17 protein-coding genes are annotated in these 20,772 nt (G+C 66.9%); 8 read left to right on the forward strand and 9 right to left on the reverse strand.

The features are described from left to right. Positions 1 to 132, forward strand: a 132-nt coding sequence (locus tag GVY39_RS20340; RefSeq protein ID WP_159927091.1) for an integrase core domain-containing protein, incomplete at its 5' end; no start/stop codon positions are given. 123 nt (positions 133 to 255) lie between these two features. On the opposite strand, the gene GVY39_RS20345 is transcribed toward GVY39_RS20340, so the two are convergent. The 5 genes from GVY39_RS20345 to GVY39_RS20365 all read right to left on the reverse strand — a co-directional run bounded on the left by GVY39_RS20345 (position 256) and on the right by GVY39_RS20365 (position 4,914). Then, positions 256 to 636 (reverse strand): VOC family protein, encoded by a 381-nt coding sequence (locus tag GVY39_RS20345; RefSeq protein WP_159927089.1) that lies wholly within the window; start codon positions 634 to 636, stop codon positions 256 to 258. Positions 637 to 729: 93 nt separating this feature from the next. After that, positions 730 to 1,428, reverse strand: coding sequence for a YafY family protein (locus tag GVY39_RS20350; protein WP_159927087.1), 699 nt, complete (start codon positions 1,426 to 1,428; stop codon positions 730 to 732). Positions 1,429 to 1,624: 196 nt separating this feature from the next. Beyond that, positions 1,625 to 2,563, reverse strand: a complete 939-nt coding sequence (locus tag GVY39_RS20355) for a sigma-70 family RNA polymerase sigma factor (RefSeq protein ID WP_159927085.1) — start codon at positions 2,561 to 2,563, stop codon at positions 1,625 to 1,627. Positions 2,564 to 2,573: 10 nt separating this feature from the next. Continuing rightward, complete coding sequence (locus GVY39_RS20360) at positions 2,574 to 3,764, reverse strand: NAD(P)/FAD-dependent oxidoreductase (protein ID WP_159927083.1); 1,191 nt, start codon at positions 3,762 to 3,764, stop codon at positions 2,574 to 2,576. A gap of 232 nt (positions 3,765 to 3,996) precedes the next feature. Beyond that, on the reverse strand, positions 3,997 to 4,914 hold the full coding sequence (locus GVY39_RS20365) for a DMT family transporter (protein ID WP_201295294.1): 918 nt from the start codon (positions 4,912 to 4,914) through the stop codon (positions 3,997 to 3,999). Between the two features lie 617 nt (positions 4,915 to 5,531). Between GVY39_RS20365 and GVY39_RS20370 the strand changes: the two genes are divergently transcribed. Further along, positions 5,532 to 7,985, forward strand: coding sequence for an FHA domain-containing protein (locus GVY39_RS20370; RefSeq protein WP_159927081.1), 2,454 nt, complete (start codon positions 5,532 to 5,534; stop codon positions 7,983 to 7,985). A 143-nt stretch (positions 7,986 to 8,128) separates the two neighbouring features. Beyond that, the gene (locus GVY39_RS20375) at positions 8,129 to 8,755 is read left to right on the forward strand and encodes a glyoxalase (RefSeq protein WP_159927079.1); all 627 of its coding nucleotides are present in this window, start codon (positions 8,129 to 8,131) and stop codon (positions 8,753 to 8,755) included. 81 nt (positions 8,756 to 8,836) lie between these two features. On the opposite strand, the gene GVY39_RS20380 is transcribed toward GVY39_RS20375, so the two are convergent. Beyond that, the gene (locus GVY39_RS20380) at positions 8,837 to 10,054 is read right to left on the reverse strand and encodes an erythromycin esterase family protein (protein ID WP_159927077.1); all 1,218 of its coding nucleotides are present in this window, start codon (positions 10,052 to 10,054) and stop codon (positions 8,837 to 8,839) included. A 113-nt stretch (positions 10,055 to 10,167) separates the two neighbouring features. Here GVY39_RS20380 and GVY39_RS20385 point away from each other — a divergent pair, with 113 nt between their 5' ends. The 4 genes from GVY39_RS20385 (at position 10,168) to GVY39_RS20400 (ending at position 15,588) form a co-directional block, all read left to right on the forward strand. Continuing rightward, the gene (locus GVY39_RS20385) at positions 10,168 to 10,887 is read left to right on the forward strand and encodes a MerR family transcriptional regulator (RefSeq protein ID WP_159927109.1); all 720 of its coding nucleotides are present in this window, start codon (positions 10,168 to 10,170) and stop codon (positions 10,885 to 10,887) included. A gap of 96 nt (positions 10,888 to 10,983) precedes the next feature. Further along, entirely contained in the window at positions 10,984 to 12,063 is a 1,080-nt protein-coding gene (locus GVY39_RS20390) for a saccharopine dehydrogenase NADP-binding domain-containing protein (RefSeq protein WP_236565574.1), read from the forward strand. A 350-nt stretch (positions 12,064 to 12,413) separates the two neighbouring features. After that, positions 12,414 to 13,835, forward strand: a complete 1,422-nt coding sequence (locus tag GVY39_RS20395) for a glyceraldehyde-3-phosphate dehydrogenase (RefSeq protein ID WP_370523810.1) — start codon at positions 12,414 to 12,416, stop codon at positions 13,833 to 13,835. 220 nt (positions 13,836 to 14,055) lie between these two features. Continuing rightward, positions 14,056 to 15,588, forward strand: coding sequence for an esterase-like activity of phytase family protein (locus GVY39_RS20400; protein ID WP_159927107.1), 1,533 nt, complete (start codon positions 14,056 to 14,058; stop codon positions 15,586 to 15,588). An 84-nt stretch (positions 15,589 to 15,672) separates the two neighbouring features. Here GVY39_RS20400 and GVY39_RS20405 read toward each other — a convergent pair whose 3' ends face one another. The 3 genes from GVY39_RS20405 to GVY39_RS20415 all read right to left on the reverse strand — a co-directional run bounded on the left by GVY39_RS20405 (position 15,673) and on the right by GVY39_RS20415 (position 18,722). Continuing rightward, a complete protein-coding gene (locus GVY39_RS20405) occupies positions 15,673 to 17,091 on the reverse strand; it encodes a M48 family metalloprotease (RefSeq protein WP_159927073.1) in 1,419 nt (472 codons plus the stop codon). Beyond that, a complete protein-coding gene (locus GVY39_RS20410; protein ID WP_159927071.1) occupies positions 17,088 to 17,543 on the reverse strand; it encodes a hypothetical protein in 456 nt (151 codons plus the stop codon). The genes GVY39_RS20405 and GVY39_RS20410 overlap by 4 nt, the downstream gene beginning before the upstream one ends. Before the next feature lie 165 nt (positions 17,544 to 17,708). Beyond that, positions 17,709 to 18,722 carry an acyl-CoA desaturase gene (locus tag GVY39_RS20415; RefSeq protein ID WP_236565573.1) on the reverse strand — a complete coding sequence of 338 codons (1,014 nt, stop codon included), beginning with the start codon at positions 18,720 to 18,722 and terminating at the stop codon, positions 17,709 to 17,711. Positions 18,723 to 19,373: 651 nt separating this feature from the next. Between GVY39_RS20415 and GVY39_RS20420 the strand changes: the two genes are divergently transcribed. Further along, entirely contained in the window at positions 19,374 to 20,768 is a 1,395-nt protein-coding gene (locus tag GVY39_RS20420; protein WP_236565572.1) for a hypothetical protein, read from the forward strand. Positions 20,769 to 20,772 lie beyond the last annotated feature (4 nt).

Here is a 20,772-nt window from a genome sequence, read left to right on the forward strand (position 1 = left end):
CGGTCAGAACAAGCCCGACGAGCCGCCCTACCAGCCTGGTTGCACACCTATAATCACCACCGGCAACACACCGCCATCGGCCGCCAGACACCCATCAGCCGGTTGACCAACCTCCCTGGGCAGTACAGCTAGGCCTCCCTCCGCCTTCGTCGCGGCCATGCGGATTCGGGGCTCGCATCCGGCCGTCGGCCCAATCGTCGGTCGGCCTCCCGGCGCATCGTCGGCGATGCGCCGGGAGACGAGTTCACCGTTCGCTCACGCCGCGGGGGCGGGGCTGAACACGCCGAAATGATTGCCGGAGGTGTCCAGCAGATCGGCCGATACCAGACCGTCCGCGCTCATGACGGGCGCAGTCAGCACCTTGGCGCCCAGGGCCTCAGCCGCCGCCACGGTGGCCGCGACATCCTCGACGACCACCAGGAAGGTGGCGTGATTGGCCGCGCTGTCCGGGGTGTGCGCGATACCGCCGCTCGGTGCCTCGCTGCCAGGGTAGTGAATCAGTTCATAGCCGTCGTCGCTGTTCGGGTACGGGCTGTAGGACCAGCCGAACAGCTTGCCGTAGAACTCCTTGATCTGCTCGGGCTCGTCGCTGCCTACCTGGAACCAGGTCACCGTGTTGTACGGGGGAGTGCTCATCGATCGTCTCCGGATTCTCGGGGTCGTGTGGTCTTGCCGGAACACGATCTCCCGCCGAGGCGACATCCCCCTGTCGGTGTTTTCGAATCGGTTCTACCAGGCGACGACCCGGAGTCCGGAATCCGGAATGTCCCAGGCCGAACCGTCGAACGGGCGGTGCGGCGCGGGCAGTTCGGTCGTCACCGCCGAACCGATCCGGTCCAACCGGAAACAGCGCGCACTGCCGCGTAGCCGGCACCAAGCCGCCAGGTACCAGCCGTTGGTCCCGTTCACCAGCGCGAACGGCTCGACCTCGCGTTCGGTGCGTGCGCCGAACCGGTCGAGATAGCCGATCCGCAGCACCCTGCCGACCTCGATGGCCCGTTCGATCACCGCCGGGATCTCGCGATCCTGCTGTGCGTCGACCGACAGCAATCGGATCCGCGCGGCGAGATCTCGGGCTGCCACCGCGTCGCGTTCCGGCAGCACCGCCACGATCTTGCGCAGCGCACTGCGGCCCGCCCGCTCGAACGGGCCCCCGCGATGGCGGGCCAGCGCGACCGCCAGCGCGACGGTCTCCGCGGGCGTGAGATTCAGCGGCGGCAAGGACATGCTTTTGTCCAGCGCGTACCCGCCGCGCCTGCCGACATCGGCATAGATCGGGATACCGGCCTGCTGCAGCGCGCAGATATCCCGCTCGATCGTCCGGATGCTCACCTCGTACCGCGCGGCCAACTCGCGCGCGCTGCGCAGTCGCGGCGAGATCGCCCGCAGCTCTTCGACTATCGCGTACAGCCGATCCGTCCGGTTCACACCGTCACCGTAGCGCCGCCCACCGACACCTACCGCCCACCGGCCGAGCGATGTCGAACTCCGTGCGTCCGTTTGGAGGAGGCCCTTGGCGTGCGCATCGGCATCGGGAACGCCGAGCACGGGCAGGCCGCGGTGCTCGTCGAATGGCTCGACGGGAACCGACGGACGAACGTGAGATCGGGTGTCGGACAGCCGGTTACCACGATTCGATCAGCGGGACGTCATGCTCCTGCCGCTGCCATTCCTCGGTGAGGCGGCCGAGTCGGCGCGGGGCGGCGATGCCGCACACGCCTGCGATCTTGTCGTCACGGATCTCCAGGATCGCGACACCGAGGACCCGGTCGTCCAGCGCGAACAACATGGCCGGGCAGCCGTTGACCATAGCGGCATGGATCGACGGGGAGCCACCGGCGAGTCTCCGCTTGGCCGCGGACGGTCTGAAGCCGGCCCGCACCGCGTCGGCGAGCCGCTGCGGAGTCGAGTACCGGATCAGCGTTTCGGCCAGTCCCGCGGCGCCGTCGGAGATGCCGGTCGCGTCGTCGGTCAGCAGCGCGACCAGCCGTTCGGTCCGGCCCGAGGAGGCGGCAGCGACGAAAGTCTCGGCGATTCGACGCGCGGAGGCACGGTCGATCTCGCGGGAGTTGCGCTCGGCGGTGATGCGGCGCCGGGCCCGGTGGGCGTGCTGTTGGCTCGCCGATTCGGTGATGTCGAGGATCTCGGCTATCTCGGCATGGCTGTAGGAGAACGCCTCACGCAGAACGTACACGGCCCGCTCTACCGGCGAGAGGCGCTCCATGAGCGTCAGCACGGCCAAGGTCACCGATTCGCGCTGCTCGACGGTATCGGCCGGGCCCAGCATCGGGTCGCCGTCGAGCAGCGGTTCGGGCAGCCAGGCGCCGACCGCGCGTTCGCGCCGCACCTTCGCCGAACGGAGACGGTCGAGCGCCAGGTTGGTGACGATCTTGGTCAGCCATGCCTCGGGCACCTCGACGCACTCGCGGTCGACGGCCTGCCACCGCAGGAACGCGTCCTGCACCGTGTCCTCGGCGTCGGCGGCCGAGCCGAGCAGGCGGTAGGCGAGCGAGGCCAGCCGGTTCCGGCTGGCCTCGAAACGCGCCACGGTGGCAGTGTCCATGAGCACGACTCTATGCGGCGACCACGTCGGGCGAATGCTCTCCAGTGGTGGCCGAGCGGTACTTGTGACTCAGCTTTCCGACGGTCGGGTGGCTCAGGCTCCAGGCGGCGGTCCCGAGAATCGCCGACTTGACACGCGCGGCCTTCCTGCCGAGCAGGGCACCCGGCTTGGATTGCGCATCCCCGTCGACGAGCTGGAAGATCGCGTCCCTGCGGCCGAGACTGATGTGGTTGCCGACGTAAGTCAGCGAGGCCGGCTTGATCTTGCGCCCGGTCAGGTCTTCGATGATCCCGGAGATCGCCCCCTTGCTGGTGGGCCCCGCGGAAGCGCAGGACATCGGCAACGGCCGACCGTTCTCTGCGATGGCGCAGACGCTGTCACCGGCAGCGTAGAGATTCGGGTGCGAGACCGACCGCATCTGACGGTCGACCGTGATCTGACCGTTGGGTTCCACCGCGAGACCGCTTGCGGCGGCGATCGGGTGGACTGCGAACCCGGCGGCCCACACGATCGCGTCGGAGGCGAAAGTGGTGCCGTCCGCGGCGACCGCCGCCCCCTGCTCGACGCGCACGATCGTGCTGTGCTCGTGAACTGTGATGCCGAACCGGTCGAAGGCACGCAGCAGGTGACCACGGGCCTTCGCGCTCAGCCAGCCGCCCAGTTCACCGCTGGTGACGAGGTCGATCCGAAGTCCTGGACGGGATTCGGCGAACTCGGTGGCGGCCTCGATCGCGGTCAGGTTGCCGCCGACCACCAGCACCTTCCCGTCCCCGCCCAGCTCGTCCAAGCGTGCGCGCAGGCGTAGAGCGGCCGGCCGCGCGGCCACGTGGAAGGCGTGCTCGTGGACGCCCGGAATGTCGTGGTCGGCGGCGGTGCTGCCCAGCGTGTAGAGGAGAGTGTCGTATCCGAGCCGGTCGACGCCTTGGTCGTCGGCGACAGTGACTGTCCGGTGCTCGACGTCGAGGTCGGTTACCCGCGCCACTCGTAGCCGGATGTCGGTGCCCGCGAACACCTCCGTCAGCGGCCGGTGGCGAAGTTCCTGCCCGGCGGCGAGCTGATGCAGGCGCAGCCGCTCGACGAAATCGGGTTCGGCGTTGAGGACGGTGATCTCGAAGTCGTCGGGGTGGAGTTGGCGGGCCAGATATCCCGCGGAGAAGGTTCCGGCGTATCCCGCCCCGAGGACGACGATGCGGTGCTTCATGGTTCGCTCCTGTCTGGTTCGCGTGCTCCCTGAACGAGACAGCCCCCGAATTCCTGACAGCATCGACCGGTGACGTGGGTCACCTCCGACCCTCGCTCAGCGAACGACCTCCATTCCGAACCCAGCGATCCGCAGTCTTAGATCGAACAGCCGAAGTCGACCAGGGTGACCCTGTGGGGGTCGGTGGCGTGCTCGGTCATCGGCAGAGCCGTGGCGGTCGCCCTTCCGGCGGTTATGAGCTGTCGCTGCGGAACTCAGCCGGTACGTCCCACTGTGGCGCGGTGTCGTGATGGTCTGGAACGGGGTCGACGCCTTTGTGGCGCGCGAGCGCCACCGTCGCGACGACCACGGTCACGAACGCGACTACCAGCACCGCGACCAGTTCGACATTCACATCCAGGTACTCGCCGAGCGCCAGGAATCCGAGGGCGCCGACCACTATCGGTTCGACGACCGTCGCCGCCGGAAACGATGCGTGCAGGCTTCCGGCCCGATACGAGTATTGCTGCATCACCGTGGCGGTGAGGCCGACGACGATCAATGCGTATGTCTCGGCCGAGAGGAGCACCGCGTTCGTGCCGCGGCCTGCGGTTGCGGTCACGCCCTTGATGAGCACGGCGGCGAGCCCGAAGAGTGCACCGGAGCACAGGCCGAGCAGTACCGCCCGACGCGGCCCCGGCCAAGCGCGGGCACCGAGCAACGCGGCGGTGAACAACGGAACGCCGATGAGCCCCACGAGCACCCAGTGCCACGCCTCCGCGTGCGACTGGCCGGGCTTGGGGTCGCCGACCACCACCAGAATCGCGACCGCGGCGGTCAGCGCCAGCGCCCATGCCCACTCGCGGGCCGACACCGTGCGCCCGTTGAGCCACGCACCCATCGGCAGAGCGAACAGCAGCGACAGCACCAACAGCGGTTGCACCAGCATCAGCGCACCCCTACCCAGAGCGGCGGCCTGGAAGGCGAATCCACCGGCGCCGACCAGGGTCCCCAGCCACCATTCGGAGGTGCGGAGCAGATCGCCCATGGCCGCGACCGAGTCGGGCGCACCGGCCGTTCGCGCGGCGGCACGCTGGCGGATCACCGCCCCGAGCGCTATACACAGGGCCGCGCAGAGGGCGAAGACAATGGCGACCTGTGAGGACGACACTCCGGTAGATTACTCCGGTGCACAGGCGGGGGACGGGCCGCGCGGCGCTCTACCGAGGACCTATCGAGGCTTTCCGCTAACGATCCGTTACTTGTCTTGATCGGCGGCTCGGCGCCCGTCGGGCCGGATGCGCTGGTCGCCCGGCATCGTCCGCGTAGAAGGCGCGTCATGGGCGCGTCGGGCCGCGAAAGCGCCGGTGCCGACGGGGGCGCGGTGTACGGAATACCGCAGAATTTCTACGGAATTGTTATGGGTGCCGGCAGGATCCACATCGTCGCGTGGCTACCGCCATCACCGACCTGAAATGTAACAGTTCAGTCCCCATGGAAAACAACAAGGCAGCATTCGGCCTCGATACCGCATCGGACAACCGCATCGGCCCGATCCGCGGGGATTGTCGATTTCACTGCGGTTCCCTTGGTCGAGCTGCTGAATGCAGTTGGATTCGCTGTCGCATTTCTCGGAACGATGTAATTTACTATTCACTGGACTGACGGGATTCCGCTGGTCAGCAGGGTGCGACGGTGAGCCGTGCCGGAGACGGTCGGGCACCGCCGACGGGATGTCGGGTTACGGACTATTGCGGCGGCACCGCCGAACGGTCGTATACTCCCGTTATGGCGTATGAACCGTCCTCCACGGAATTACCCGAGGCACCGGTTCTTGTGGTGCAGACGAGAGAACGCGTCTATCGGCTCCGCGCCGGGGGCGCATATAATATCGGCCGCGATCCAGAAGCCGATATCGTGGTGAGCGATCCGCGTGTATCTTCCTTGCACGCCGTTCTGGAGCGGGGTGTGGAGGGTTGGAAAATCGAGGACGCGGGTAGCCTCAACGGAACATTCTTCGACGGTCACCGGGTCGACCGGATGGTGATCGACCACGACGAGACGTTCCAGCTCGGTCACGCCGTGGACGGTGAGCAGTTGGCCTGTTCCGTGGAGGGGCTACCCACCCACGACTCGGGTGGCGATGGTGAGGGCGACACGATGGTCGTCCCCGATCCCGGATACAACCTCGATGAGGATGCGACGGCCACGAAGTTCCAGCCGGGCCTGCCGCGGCGAGTTTCGCGATCGGCGCCACCGGTGGCCCCTGCGGACGCGGTAGTCCGTATCACTTCGCCCACCCTCCGGATCGGACGCGCGGCCGACAACGACATCGCCGTGCACGACCTCATGGTTTCCCGTCATCATGCCGAGCTGCGCACGGTCGGCCCGGGCAGATACCGGATCGTCGATCTCGACAGCCACAACGGCACCTATGTCAACGGCTCCAGGGTCGACGCCGCAGACTTGTCCGAATCCGACTTGATCGGCATGGGCCACACCGCTTTCCGTCTGGTCGGCGACGAACTGCGCAAGTTTGTCGATACCGGCGACGTGTCGGTCTCGGTGCAGAACCTCATCGTGCGGACACCGGAAGGCAAGGTGCTCCTCGACGACGTGAGCTTCCCGATCCCGGAGCGCTCGCTCGTGGGCGTCATCGGGCCCAGTGGGGCGGGCAAGTCGACACTGCTCGGCGCGGTCACCGGGTTGCGGCCCGCGACGGAGGGGACGGTCCGCTACGACGGACGCGACCTGTACACCGATTACGACGAGCTGCGGCACCGGATCGGGTTGGTCCCGCAGGAAGACATCCTGCATAATCAGCTTCCGACGCGGCGGGCGCTGCTCTACGCGGCTGAATTGCGCTTCCCGGGTGATACACGCAGCGAGGAGCGCGAGCAGCGGGTCGACGAGGTGCTGGACGAATTGGGTTTGTCGAAGCATGCCGATACCCGTATCGACAAGCTCTCGGGCGGGCAGCGCAAACGTGTGAGCGTCGCACTGGAACTGCTGACCAAACCGTCCCTGCTGTTCCTCGATGAACCGACCTCCGGGCTCGACCCGGGCCTGGACAAGACGGTCATGGAAATGCTGTCCGAGCTGGCCCACGACGGGCGGACCGTCATCGTCGTCACGCACAGCGTTGCGAATCTCGATTTCTGCGACCGCCTGCTGGTCCTTGTGCCCGGCGGTCGGCTGGCCTATTACGGGCCTCCGGCGGAGGGGTTGCAGCAGTTCGGAAAGCGCACCTGGGCTGAGGTGTTCCAGGCGTTCGACCGCGAGGACGACCGCGACTGGGCCGCTGAATTCCGGGCTTCGCCACGCTTCGAGAACTACGTGGCGGTCGGGCTGACCGACGAGGTCGGGCCGGTGGAAGTGCGTCCGCCAGCCCCGCCGCCCGCGCCGCAGTCGAAGCTCAGCCAGCTCAGTACGTTGTGCCGGCGATATCTGGCTGTGATCGCCTCGGACCGAAGCTATCTGGCGCTTCTCGGCGCGATGCCACTGCTCTTGGGCGGCTTGATCGCCCTGGTGCCGTCCGGGGAAGGGTTCATCGGGGCGCCGGGATCCAACGTCGATGCCCCGACGAAGCTTATGATCCTGGCATTCGCCGCATGCTTCGTCGGCACCGGCAACTCGATTCGCGAAATCGTCAAAGAGCAGACGATCTACCGCAGAGAACGTGCGGCCGGACTGTCGGCTGGGGTCTATCTGATGTCGAAACTCCTGGTCCTGAGCGTGATCACCACCCTCCAAGCGGCGGTGTTGGTCATGATCGGCACTATTGGTGTGAGCATGCCGCCCAAAGGGGTGTTCACGTCGGTGGAGCTGGAGCTGATCTTGGTGATGGCGTTACTCGGCATCGCGTCACTGGCACTGGGCTTGCTGGTGTCGGTGTCGGTGAACACCTCGGAGAAGACACTGCCGCTGCTGATCGTGCTCTCGATGGCGCAGCTGGTGCTCACGGGCGGGATGGTGCGGCTTCCCGGCACACCCGTCCTAGGGCAACTGTCCTATCTATCGCCGTCTCGTTGGGGCTACGGCGCGGGAGCCGCCACTCTCGACCTCGACACTCTCTCACCGCACTCGGGAGCGCCCGACCCGCTGTGGAAACACACCCTCGGCACGTGGCTGGTCGACATGGGAGTGGTGGCCGGTTTAGGGGTCCTCTTCCTCGCGCTGGCTTGGTATCGCCTGTACCAGCTGCGTCCACAGCGCCGCGGTGCCCGCCCGGCCAGGCTCTGACGCACGACTCCGACTCCGGCAACCTCGCGACGCCATATCGTCAGCGGCCTGCGGCGGTTCGGTACCGCGTGCGGTCGGCGGCAGGCCAGACCGGTCAGGAATCGAGAAGCGCGGGTCACCGAGCAGCAATTAGCGTCATCGCCATGGATACCACCGTCAAGCAGCCCACCATCGAGTCCGTCATCCTCGAGATGCCCGATCCCGCCGCCGCCGCGGACTTCTACGCCGCCGCGTTCGGTCTCGGCGACAAGGTGCGGGTGCGCGCCTCGGAGACGCCGACGAACGGGTTCCGTGGCTTCATCCTCTCGCTCGTGGTGTCTCAGCCGAGCACCGTCGACGGCCTCATCGGCACCGCTGTGGACGCCGGAGCGACGACGCTGAAGCAGGCCAAGAAGAGTTTCTGGGGCTACGGCGGCGTCGTCCAGGCGCCGGACGGGGCGATCTGGAAGGTCGCGACGTCGTCGAAGAAGGACACCGGCCCGGCGACCAGGGAAATCGATGATTTCGTGATTCTGCTCGGGGTCGACAACGTCAAAACGACCAAACAGTTCTACATCGATCGCGGCCTGACCGTGGCGAAGAGCTTCGGGAGTAAATACGTCGAGTTCGCCGCCTCGTCGTCGGTCAAGCTGGCGCTCTACGGGCGTCGCGCCGCCGCCAAGGACGCCGGCGTCTCCCCAGAGGGCACCGGGTCGCATCGGATCGTCATCGGCAGCGACATCGGTGCCTTCGCCGACCCGGACGGGTTCGCCTGGGAGGCCGTGGTCTGACGTGAGCACCGTATCTCCGTGGGGCGCAGACGCCCATGCGGTGGTCCCCGCCAACCGGCCGCTCTGCCGCATCGAGTGCTGCTACCAGTACTGATGCCGCTTTCCGTCGGTATCGGTGACGAAGATGACCGCGTCGGCGCCGTCCAAGTCTTCGGGGTCGAGTGGGATATGGCCGGGCACGATCGGTTCGCTTGTGCCGATCGACGGGGCAAGCGCGGCGCGCAGGGCCGGTGCCGGGAACAGTGCGCGGCGGGTGGTCGCCTCGGCCAACACACCCTGGAGGGTGCCCGGAGCGCTGTGGAGGCCGGCGTCGGTTGCCAGGAACATGTAGCGCTCGCCGAGGGCGAGCCCGACGAGCGCGCCGGCGCCGCACCAGTTCGCCTCGTCTTCGCTGATCAGCGTGTGGGAGTGCGCGCGCCGCAGGTGCGCGTTGTGCGCGAAGACCAGGCTCGGGCCGCGGCACTGCTCTCGGGCCGCGATCGCGAGCAGGTTATCGGCCATCATCTCCGCGCGCAGGCTGAGCATGGTCGCGATGCGATCGGGGGCGGGGCCGGCCATGGCCGCGTGATAGCGCAGCAGGCCTTGGGCGGTGCGCGCGTGCGCGACGGCGTGGTCGTAGCCGGTCGGGTCGGCGGGACGAAGGCCGGGTGCCGCGCGACGCAGCGCGCAGGCGACATCGTCGGCGACGATACGCAGGGCGCGAGCGCGATCGGATCCGCCGATGGACGCCGCCGGGTCGAACATGGCCGCCCGGTTCGACCAGTCGGCATCCTCGCCGAGCAGTGCGTCGAGGTCGTGGACTGAATCTGGCCGCAGCGGCACGGGAAGGTAGTCGACGGCCGAGGTCAGTGTGCGTCGCGGGCTCGGCGCACCGGAGTACTCCACCGGCGCGTCGAAGCCATAGAAGCGAACTCGATCCTGCGGCGCGCGACCGGCGTTGTGCGCGCGGAGCCATTCGACGAGTTCGCGGTTGCCCGGCACGGCGCCGAAGCCGTGGCTGAACCCGGTCGCGAGCACCGTGTCGATCTCCGCCGGACCCCCGGCCACGTAGTCATCGACAACCGACGCGGCGAAGACGTCGGTCTCCAGCGCGATCGACCGGTACCCCCGTGCGACGAGATGGCCGAGGATTTCGTTGCGCAACAACGGGAACGCCTCGATCCCGTGCGTCGGTTCCCCGAGGGCGAGCAGAATCGGCGGCTCGGTTCGCGCGGCGAGAAATTCATCGATGGCACGGCCCAGGTCGGCCGGGTCGTCGAGTTGGCGGCCGAGGGTGCGCGGTAATGCGGCAGTGGACATGAGCACTTCTTTCGACTAGGCACTGCCTTTGACGGTATCGTTGAAGATGCGAGTGAAACTTCTGACACGTTTACCTGCCATCTAGAGATCAAAGCCTCAATCGGAGATGCAAGCTGAGACCCATCGACCTCGCCCGGGAACACGGGTTGTCCGCACAGGCGATCCGCAACTACGACGATGCGGGCATACTCCCGCCGACCGAGCGCAGCCAGACCGGCTACCGGCGCTATACGCCCTTGCACGCGCAGTCCCTACGCGCCTTCCTCGCGTTACGCCGTGGCCACGGGCACCAGCAGGCAATGGAGATCATGCGCGCCACCAACCGCGGCGACACCGAGTCCGCCTACCGGCTCATCGACGCCGCCCACGTCGCGCTGCTCACCGAACGTGACACCCGCACCGAGGTCGCAACGGCACTGGGCAGCCTGTCCACCGCGATGCCGACCCCTGTCCAGGGTCGGCCGCTGAGCGTGGGGGAACTCGCCCGGCGGCTCGGCGTGCACCCTGCGACGCTGCGCGCCTGGGAGACCCACGGCATCCTGCGCCCCGAACGCGACCGGGCAACGGGTTACCGAGAATACGGACCCGACTGTGTGCGCGACGCCGAGATCGCACGACAGCTGCGCCGAGGCGGTTACCTGCTGTCCCAGGTCGCGCAATTCATCGATTCGCTGCGCGAGGCGGGCGGGGCGAACGCGTTGAGCGCATTCCTCGACTCCTGGCAGGACCGGCTGACCACGCGTAGCCGCGACCTTCTCACCGGCGCGGCGCAGCTCGATACCTACATCACCATGCTCGATCAGGCACAGCAGGGGCGAGCGGCGACAGTGTGAAAACGTTTATCCTGCACCGCTACAGTGCTGGTATGCCCATGGCAGGCGGGGTGAGCTTATTCGCGTATCGATGAACAGAACGGTAGGTGACTGCCAATGCCGAAGATCGTGTTGTTCGGCGCCACCGGGTACACCGGTCGCCTGACCGCCGAAGCCTTGATCGCCCGTGGCGCCGCCCCCGTGCTGGCTGCCCGCAATGCCACTGTCCTCGGGAAACTGGCCGCCGACCTCGGCGGCGCGGAGACCGCGGTCTCCGACGTGACCGACCCCGCCTCGGTACGGTTGCTTCTGGGCCGAGGCGACGTGCTGGTGACGACGGTAGGGCCGTTCCTGCGATACGGCGGACCCGCGCTGGCGGCGGCAGTGGCGGCGGGCGCACACTACTTCGACTCCACCGGGGAAGGCCCGTTCATCCGCGAAGTGTTCGACCGCGACAACGAGGCGCGCAAGGCAGGAGTGGCCCTGCTGACCGCGTTCGGTTTCGATTTCGTGCCCGGCAACCTGGCTGCCGGTCTCGCCTTGCGCGAAGCGCCGGAGGCGGTCCGCGTGGACATCGGCTACTTCATCGCCGGCCCCGGCACCAGCGGCGGCACCCGCGCGTCCATGGCAGGGATGCTGTTCGAGCGCGGCTTCGCCCTCCGCGGGCGGCCTGGTCGTGCCCGAGCGGACCGGCTCACGGATTCGCACCTTCGACGTCGCCGGTCGCTCGCGCACGGGGGTATCGATTCCCGGATCCGAACACCTCGCACTGAGCCGCGCCTACCCGCGGCTGGGGGAGGTCGACGTATATCTCGGACTGCCGACTGCGGTCGCTCGCGGCCTGCAGGCCGGCTCGTTACTCACCGGCGCCGTCGCACGAGTGGAGCCGGTGAAACAACTGGCCGAGGGTGTGCTGGAACGTGTCGTGAACGGATCGACCGGCGGCCCGGGGCAGGACGCACGGGCCCGCACTGCTCCTGGGCGGTTGCCGAGACATTCGACGACACCGGCCGCGTGCTGACGTCGGTCACACTGGGCGGTGTCGACCCCTACGACTTCACTGCCGCGATCCTCGGCTGGGGTGCGCAGACCGCCCTCGACGGCGGCCTGCTCGGCACCGGTGCGCTCGGTCCGGTCGACGCGTTCGGCTTGGATGCGCTCACTGCCGGTGCGGCCAATGCGGGGTTCAGCCGGTAGGGGTTCCCGGCCGCTACTGTGATCACCGCGGACCGCTCAGTTTTCGCGCTCAGCTTGCCGCCGGTCATATCGTGATCGGCATAGAGCCGCACACCCATGGTTTCGAGCGTCTCGGCTTCGTCGCGCCGCACGAGCAAGGCTTTGTCGTGGCTGTTCGAGATAGTCATTCCTACACCCGCCGGAGCGACGGTGTCGCCGACCTGGTGATCTCACGAGTGGGTATCCGGCCTCGGTGATATCGCCGCCCTCATTAGCATCGAAACCGCGAACAATCGAGGGAAATCCGAGGACCTGCGTTGACGACCGAACAACTTGACCGCTGGAATGCCCAGGAAGCCGCCGCGGAGGCGATGATTCCCATCATCGGCACGTTGTACCGGGGGAAAGGCGTGACGATCCTGCTGCACAGCCGGTCGCTGGTGAACAAATCGGTGATCAGCATCCTGCGGACGCACCGCTTCGCGAGGCAGATCGAGGGCGAAGAGCTGTCGGTGGACCAGACCCTTCCTTTCTTGCAGGTGCTCAGCGAGCTGGATCTGGGGCCGTGCAAGATCGACCTCGGTCAGTTGGTCACGACCTATCGCGCTGATGATCGCGGACTCTCGATCCGCGAGTTCACCGAGTCGGTGCTGGCCGAGGTGACCAACGGCAACAAGGCTCGGTCACCGGGCCCGAGGGACGTCGTCCTCTATGGCTTCGGCCGCATCGGTCGTCTGGTCACTCGTCTGCTCATCGAGAAGGCCGGATCCGGCAACGGGCTGAACCTGCGTGCGGTGGTGGTGCGCAAAGGAGGCGAGGACGATCTGGCCAAGCGTGCGTCGCTGCTTCGCAGGGACTCGGTTCACGGCCACTTCAACGGCACGATCAAGGTCGATACCGGCAACGACACGATCACCGCGAACGGGAACGTCATCAAGTTCATCTACAGCGATGATCCGACGACGATCGACTACACCGCGTACGGGATCAAGGACGCGATCCTGATCGACAACACCGGTAGGTGGCGCGATCGTGACGGGCTGTCGCAGCACCTGCGCCCCGGCATCGCGAAGGTCGTTCTCACCGCGCCAGGCAAGGGTGACGTTCCGAATATCGTGCACGGCGTCAATCACCGCAGCCTGGATCTGTCGCAGCGGATCTTCTCGTGCGCCTCGTGCACGACCAACGCGATCGTCCCGCCGCTCAAGGCCATGGATGACGAGTACGGCATCATCCGAGGGCACGTCGAGACGGTGCACTCGTTCACCAACGACCAGAACCTGCTGGACAATTATCACAAGGCGGACCGTCGGGGCCGGTCCGCGCCGTTCAATCTGGTGCTCACCGAAACCGGTGCGGCGTCCGCGGTCGCGAAGGCCATGCCGGATTTCAAGGCCAAGATCACCGGCAATTCGATTCGTGTTCCCACCCCCGACGTCTCGGTCGCGATTCTGAACCTGCAACTCGCGCGGCCGACGACGAAAAGCGATGTGCTCACCTACCTGCGTCAGGTTTCGCTCGCCGGGCCGCTGAGCCGCAACCTCGACTACACCGCCGCCACGGACGTCGTTTCCAGCGATTTCATCGGATCGCGCGCAGCGTCGATCATCGATGCCAATGCCACGATCGTCGAGGATGACACCGCGATCCTGTATGTCTGGTACGACAACGAATTCGGCTACTCGTGCCAGGTGGTGCGGACGGTGCAGTACATTTCCGGCATCGAGTACCCGACCTACCCGCAGGTCCGAGCAACGAACGCGCATGTGCTGACTGCGACCGACGCGCGGTAGCCCGGGATCCCGGTCGGCACGCCCCTGCTCCGCCGGCAGGGGCGGCGCGATCGGGAAGTCGTTGCCGGTGGCATGCGCGTCGAGGCTGGTGCCACGGCAGAATGATCGAATGGTTGTGAGGATCGACGGCGCACGTTCGGCTCGATGCCAACTGGTGGCCAGGCGCGGACGGTACGCATCACCGGTGCGAACGCACCGCAGAACCCGAAGCGCACTCGTCATGGTGGCCGTGTGCGCGACCGCCGTTCTGTCCGCTTGCTCGTCGTCGAGTTCGGAGGCGGACTTCACCGCCACCAGGGATGAGCCCCTGGTGATCTCACTGGACGATCTGCTGGCCGAGACCGGCGGCAGCGCCGCGGTCGAGATCGCCGATCCGCGGCACGGCACGATCACCCATCGCACCGATGGGGCGGTGGTGTACACGCCGGCTGCCGGGTACACCGGGCCCGACAGCATCACCGTGACCACCACCGACGCCGTGAAGCTGTTCACCACCGATATCCCGCCGCTCGGCGACTTCGGCGGGGTGAGCTTGCAGGGCAGCGGGTACGGGTCGGCGTTCACCCCGGTACCCGGATCGACCGACGAATTCTACGGTCTCACCGACCGCGGTCCGAACGTCGACGGCCAGGGCAAGAGCGAGAAGCTCACGCCCGTACCCACTTTCACGCCCACCATCGCGAAGTTCAAGATGGTCGGCACCAAGGCGGTGCTGGTAAGCGCCATCGCTTTGAAGAACTCGGCGGGTCAACCGTTCAACGGCTTGGTCGATATCTCCGCCGGCACCGGCGAGACCATCCGCGACCTCAACGGCGCCATCCTGCCGCCCACCGATCACGGCATCGACAGCGAGGGCTTGGTCGCTATGCCCGACGGCAGCTTCTGGGTGTCCGACGAGTACGGGCCGTTCATCGTGCACTTCGACGCCAACGGCACCGAGCTCGAACGGCTGGCGCCGGGACGGGGCCTGCCCGCGGAACTTTCGCTGCGCACTCCCAACCAGGGGATGGAGGGGCTCACCGTCACCCCGGATGGCAGCACGCTGGTCGGCATCGTGCAGAGCGCACTCAGCGAGCCGGGTGTCGCGTCGGCGCGTGAGGTGCCCATGACCCGGATCGTCACCGTGGATCTGAAGACCCGGGACGTCAAAGAATTCGTGTATCCGCTCGAGGAGCCGAAGCAGAAACTCGTGGTCTCCGAGATCACGGCGCTGAGCAACACCACTTTTGTGGTCGACGAGCGCGATGGCAACAAAACACCCAAAGCGAACAAAAAGCTCTGGACGATAGACATCACCGGCGCCACCGATGTCGGCCCGCAGTCGGAGATTCAAGGCGCGCAATACGATACGGAGCTGGGCCTGCTGGTCGGCGGAAAGCCGTTGGAACTCCTCGTCGGTGCCGTGCCCACCGCCGACGGCGTCGCCACGCTGCGGAAGGCGGGCATTTCTCCGGTCGTCAAGAAGTCCGCTCTGGATCTCGGCGGTCTGCTGGACGGTCTGAACGCGGACGGCCTATTCTTCGGCCACGACAAGATCGAAGGTGTCGCCACCCGTGACGGCGGCAAAACCCTTTACATTGCCGCTGACAGCGATTTCGGCATCGAGGCCCGCACCGGTGACCGACCGCCGTTCGGGCTGAAGCCGAAGCTCCTGGCCAACGGCGTGCAGGCCTCGGGTGAGGTGCTGATGATCGACACCACCGAGCTGCCCGCCGAGACACGGACGCAGACAGTCACGATCACCGTGAAGTAGACAGCACAGACGGCAATCGCAGCACGCGCGTCGGACGGATTCGGCAGTAGTCGATCGGCATTGCAGCGGTCGAACCCAGGAGAATCATCTGTTGTCCTCATCCGGTTGCCGCCATGGGAATTCGAACGGGTCAGGGTCCGCGAAGTCGGCGAGATCGTGACGGCCACGAGGGGAGGAGTGTCTCCACTGATGGAACTTTCCCTTGGAGATCCCGTCGCTCAGCGAGAACAATACCGCGAGCGTCAGCGCGACCAAGGTAATCAATACGATGCGTAGGACGCCTTCGATGCCGGGCCAGACGCGATTCATCCCGGTCGCGGTCAGCGTGCACGCTCCTACTGCGAGGAAGCTGGGCAGGATCTTGCCGTGGTTGTCATCGATGAACCCGGATTCCGCCAACCACCGGCATCTCCGGGCGCTCATCGGATGAGTCTGCCAGCTCTCGGCGAGGCGGGTGACGAGCCCGGCCATGACCCCAGCGATGAGTGCGATCGGGCGGCGAATCCCTCCATCGGTCCGGCGCAGGGGATACAGTCGGCCGGCGCGACGGATCTGCGCCAGTTCGTCGGTGCCGCGCTGGAGCACCGCCCACACCGCGGGGTCGGCTCCCCATACGCGGGCATCGTGGTCGGCTACCTGCTCCCGAGTGCGTTGCAGTCCCGCGTAGATCAAATGGCCCGTTACGATCAGTGATCCGAGAAGGGCCAACTCGCGCAGCGGGTTCACAGCACCGGTCGGCCAATGCCGGGAGTATGTACCCGCCGCGACCAAGCCGGTCGACAACCACAGATGCACTGCCGCGGACGGTACGGCGACACCGATCACAAACGCCAACCACAGGGCACGCGCACCGTATCCGATCAAGACGTCCCGGTTGTGGACGTGCGCCAGTTCATGCAGCACCACCGCCCGGAAAATGTCGGGCTGCCGCTCTTGCCTACGCTGTCCGGTCCTGCGCAACCCCTCCTTGACCAGACCCGCGCCGAGGCAGATCGTCGGACGGCCCGCACGGCGCAAGGTGACCGCATCCCGGCTGGAATCGAAGATCGCGACAACGAACCTCGGTGGACGCGAGGTGAGTCCGGCGATCTCGACGAGGTCGTCGACCGTGGCCCGCAACTGCGTGGGGATCGTCCCCAGCGCCGTACGTCGGGCCCACAGCGGCCCGATCCGGTAGATGACCAATGCCACGATCAGCACTGCGGCGGTCCACCAGAGCGCAGGCCGCACCGCCTGGGACACGGTTGCCGGAAAACAGTGGGAATACCGGCCGAATCCGGCGGGAAGTCGCAGCATCGCGAGGTGCCATGGGTTGGCAGGATCGAATCCGGCGGCATCCAAACAGCGGCGGTAGGCGGCTTCACCCCGTACTGCCAGCAGCATCCGGGTGACCAGCATGAGCGACCACGCAGGGACCACTGCCAGCAGCAGCACACAACGGCGCCGAGTACCCCAGGAGAGAAAGCCGCGGTGCCCGCGCGCACCGTCGGCGTCCGTGGTCACTGTCCGGTATCCGGCTCGATCGCCCGGAGCCGGGCGACCACCTCCTCAGCCAGCTCGTCGGCCCGGACGCGGTCGAACCCGCGCGCGAGCGCGCCGTCGACGACCTGGCTGCGCACGCGCCGCAACGTCTCCGAATCCACGGGAGGCACAGTAGGTTCCGCTGCTCGCCGCCTCCCGATCATGGCCCGCAGACGAGTACCGACCTTGGCCGTGGCAGCATCGACCGCCCTTCCGGTCGCATGGTCGGAAAGTTGTTCGACCACCATCCAGACCAGCGGAAGTACGAACGGCGCGACATCGGGAAGCCCGAAGCGTAGCGGTCCCCGCCGTCGCGCACCGGCGCGGCGCAGCGAACGGCTCACCTGCTCACCGTCCAAGGAATCCAGGTTCTCCAGTAGCCACCGCTCTTCCGGAACCTTGCTTCTTACGACATCCCATACGATTTGACGCACCGTCGTGACCATGAGCACCCCCTACCCTCGAGTTGGCCGAAGCTGCGATAGTACCGATCGGACGCATCACGTGCGGCCCCTCACGAATGCCCGCATCGAATCACAGACGCTGCGCCTACCGGCCTACGCGGGGTTGGTGGCGCGCCGCCCCTCTCTAGTCGCGCTTCACCCGGATCTGGTGGAACCGAGCTCTTTTCCCTGCTCGACAGCGGGCGGGAGTGGGCGGGCGTGCCGACCGACGGTGTGCAGGTGGCTCAGCGCTCGGCGGTAGGAGTCGAGCAGGCTGGTCTGGCAGTAGGGCAACTCGAGCTCGCGGCAGAAATCTTCGACAAGCGGCTGGGCTCGGTGCAGGTTGGCTCGCGGCATGGACGGGAACAGATGGTGCTCGATCTGGTAATTCAGACCGCCCATGGCTACGTCGATGAGGCGGCCACCGCCTACATTGCGGGACGTGAGCACTTGCCGGCGCAGGAAGTCGGTCGAGTCGCCTTCGGCCAGTACTTCCATTCCCTTGTGGTTGGGCGCGAAGGTGCATCCCATGTAGAACCCGAACAGGCCTTGCTGCACAGCGATGAAGGCCACCGCTTTGCCCGGCGACAGGACCAGGAACACCGCGGCGAGGTACCCGGCGGTGTGCGCGGCCAGCAGCACGGCCTCCAAGGCGCGGTTCGGTATCGCCCAGCGCAGCACCGCCCGGACACTCGCGTAGTGCAGACTGCCCGCCTCGAGGAACAGCAACGGAAAGAACAGCCAGGCTTGGTATCGGAAGACGAATCCCCGGATGCCTTTTCCGGTCCGTGCTCGATCGCCGGAAAAGGCCAGTACTCCCATCACATCGGGATCCGAGCCCTCGGTGTTGGGGTGAGCGTGGTGCCGGTTGTGGTTACTGGTCCACCAGCCGATGCTCAGCCCGATACCGAGATTGCCCGCGATCGCACCGAACAGGTAGTTGGCCCGCCTGCCGCCGAAGATCTGTCGGTGCCCGGCATCATGACCGAGGAAGGCGATCTGGGCGAACACCACCGCCAAGAACGCGGCAACCCCAAGCTGCCACCACGAGTTCCCGATGAGGAAGAACGCCGCCCACCCGGCAGCGAACGCCAGCGCGGTGACCGCGCTCCTCCAGGCGTAGTACCCCAACCGCCGATCCAGCAGCCCCGCCTGCCGTGCACGGCGCAACAAGACCGCGTAGTCGCTGCCCCGGGCCGGTCGGTGTCCCCGGGGCTGTGCGGTCGACGAAGAGAATGGCTGCGCCCTTGGAGTAGCGCGGTCCAACGCGACGACCGCGCTCGCTGTGGCAGCGGATGTCGGCGCCACCCGGCCGGTAGAACTTTCGATTACCACGGGTTGCCTGCGCATCCTGTTGTCAGTGTCGGTCGCAACATACTGCCGCGACTGGACCACCGCAAAGTGAACTGCCGTGCCGTCTGCCGACACATCTGCGTAACGATTGCGCTGCATCGACGGTAGCGGCTGCCCGAGATCGCCGCCACGGGTGGCACGCTCACCGTCTGTGGTGGCTGGCTCACCGAAGTGGCCGACGCTAGATCGGCTTGATACGCCGGCAAGTGTGATGCATTAAGTGCGAGGAGGTCTCAAATTGTCGTCGCGATAGGTCGCAGGGCAGGCAGGTCGCCGTATTGGTGCATTTCGTTATAGCGCTGGGGCGTAAAGTGTGCAAGTTTCTATTTCCGGGAGATTTCAGATCCTGAGGCCGAACCGATTCAGGCGATTTGTAGGGACTGCTCGTGAACTGCTCGCGGTCGAGGTCGCGCGTTGGCGCCTGTGTGGCTTCGGCGTGTCTGTCGTCCCCGGACCACGGAGAGTGCCGTGCCACAGGTCGGGGATGAGGATCTTGCCGGGTTGACCGATCGGATCGCGGATGGGCTGCGTGCGGCGGCCCCGCCCGGGTGGCGGCGGCTGGAGGCATGGTTCGCGATGACCGTGGTCGCCGAATCGGCGTCGCTGGTGGCCGATGACGGTATCCGGTCGTTCCGGTGCCCGGTGCCGGACGCCGTGTGGGATTCGGTACGCCGACATCGGCAGGTGTCGGCAGGGGGGCATGCCGGGCCGTGGTGGCGGTTGCTGGTGCGCATCGACGGGGACGGTGTCGAGGCCGCTGCCGATCACGGCGCGGCGCCGTTCCCCGGCGAGCAATTGTTCGCACCGGATGCCTATCTCGCCGACTTGGAACGCTATCCGCGGGATCGGCTGCCGGTGTGGCTGGCGGCCTATCTCGGTCGCGGCGAACGTCGGACGCGGTCGCCGCGCGCCGCCGCCGACGCGATGCGCGCGGACCAGCGTGCGGGTTTGCGCGCGGTCGCCGTGGACAACGAACTGCCGGAGTTGGCCGTGTTGTGGGCCCGGTGGGCGGTGCTGGCAGCAGCCTTCGTAGCGGTCGGGGCGGGGCAGGGGCCGCGGATCGGTCCGTCGGTGGGCATTTTCGAAGGTGCGGGACGCAGCGGTTCGACGTTGACGCTACTGCCTGGTGACCGGGCCGTGCTGTCGGGTGGCGTGTGGGATGCGCCGGCCCTGGACGCCGCGTACAACTCGGGTGCGGCGATGCCGGAATTATTCGCAGGAGCCCCGGGTTGGGTCGCCGACCCGGTGCTGAATCCGCGGGTGGCAACCGGTTTGCTGTCATTCTGTTACTGGTGGGAGGCCGGCCGATGGTATCGGGGTGGGTCCGCGCCGATATCGGAGTGCGCGCCGGCGCTGCCCGCGGTGTGGACGGTCGGCACCGTGGCGGGCGTTGTCGGCGACCTGCTGGAGGACCGGTCGGGTGGTACACCGGATGCGGCCGAGATGCTGGTGTCGGCCGCGCAGGCCGGTGCGGTGACTCGTGAGGCGATCGTGCAGGTCTTCGGTGACGGTGACGGCACCGACATCGATGGTGCGATGTTCCAATTCGTTCTCGCGGATCTGGACGCCGACCACGCCGAGGGGATCGGCGCAGCGGATGCGCTCGACGTCGTGCGGGAGCACATTCGACGAGAGGGCTATGACACTGCGGGATACCCGCTGTCGTCGTTGCGGGCCGATCGCATCAGCGTGGGCTGGGTAGTCCGTTCGCCGGTTCCGGACGGCAAGATCGCTTTGGACCGCGCGGTCTTCTATGTCGCCGACGACGGCGTGGTGGAGCGCTCGACCACGTCGGTGCCGTTGTCGGTGTTCGTCGCCGGTTTCGAGCGCCGGTTCCGGCTGCGTGGCAACGGCCGCGCCTGACCGG

The organism is Nocardia sp. CY15 (genome assembly GCF_009829295.1).
Classification (GTDB): domain Bacteria; phylum Actinomycetota; class Actinomycetes; order Mycobacteriales; family Mycobacteriaceae; genus Nocardia; species Nocardia sputi.

What these genes read in the sequence shown, in the direction of transcription:
- GVY39_RS20345 (WP_159927089.1), bottom strand. Translation starts at nt 636, where the DNA reads ATGAGCACTCCCCCGTACAACACGGTGACCTGGTTCCAGGTAGGCAGC.
- GVY39_RS20355 (WP_159927085.1), bottom strand. Translation starts at nt 2,563, where the DNA reads ATGGACACTGCCACCGTGGCGCGTTTCGAGGCCAGCCGGAACCGGCTG.
- GVY39_RS20360 (WP_159927083.1), bottom strand. Translation starts at nt 3,764, where the DNA reads ATGAAGCACCGCATCGTCGTCCTCGGGGCGGGATACGCCGGAACCTTC.
- GVY39_RS20370 (WP_159927081.1), top strand. Translation starts at nt 5,532, where the DNA reads ATGGCGTATGAACCGTCCTCCACGGAATTACCCGAGGCACCGGTTCTT.
- GVY39_RS20375 (WP_159927079.1), top strand. Translation starts at nt 8,129, where the DNA reads ATGGATACCACCGTCAAGCAGCCCACCATCGAGTCCGTCATCCTCGAG.
- GVY39_RS20380 (WP_159927077.1), bottom strand. Translation starts at nt 10,054, where the DNA reads ATGTCCACTGCCGCATTACCGCGCACCCTCGGCCGCCAACTCGACGAC.
- GVY39_RS20390 (WP_236565574.1), top strand. Translation starts at nt 10,984, where the DNA reads ATGCCGAAGATCGTGTTGTTCGGCGCCACCGGGTACACCGGTCGCCTG.
- GVY39_RS20395 (WP_370523810.1), top strand. Translation starts at nt 12,414, where the DNA reads ATGATTCCCATCATCGGCACGTTGTACCGGGGGAAAGGCGTGACGATC.
- GVY39_RS20400 (WP_159927107.1), top strand. Translation starts at nt 14,056, where the DNA reads ATGGTGGCCGTGTGCGCGACCGCCGTTCTGTCCGCTTGCTCGTCGTCG.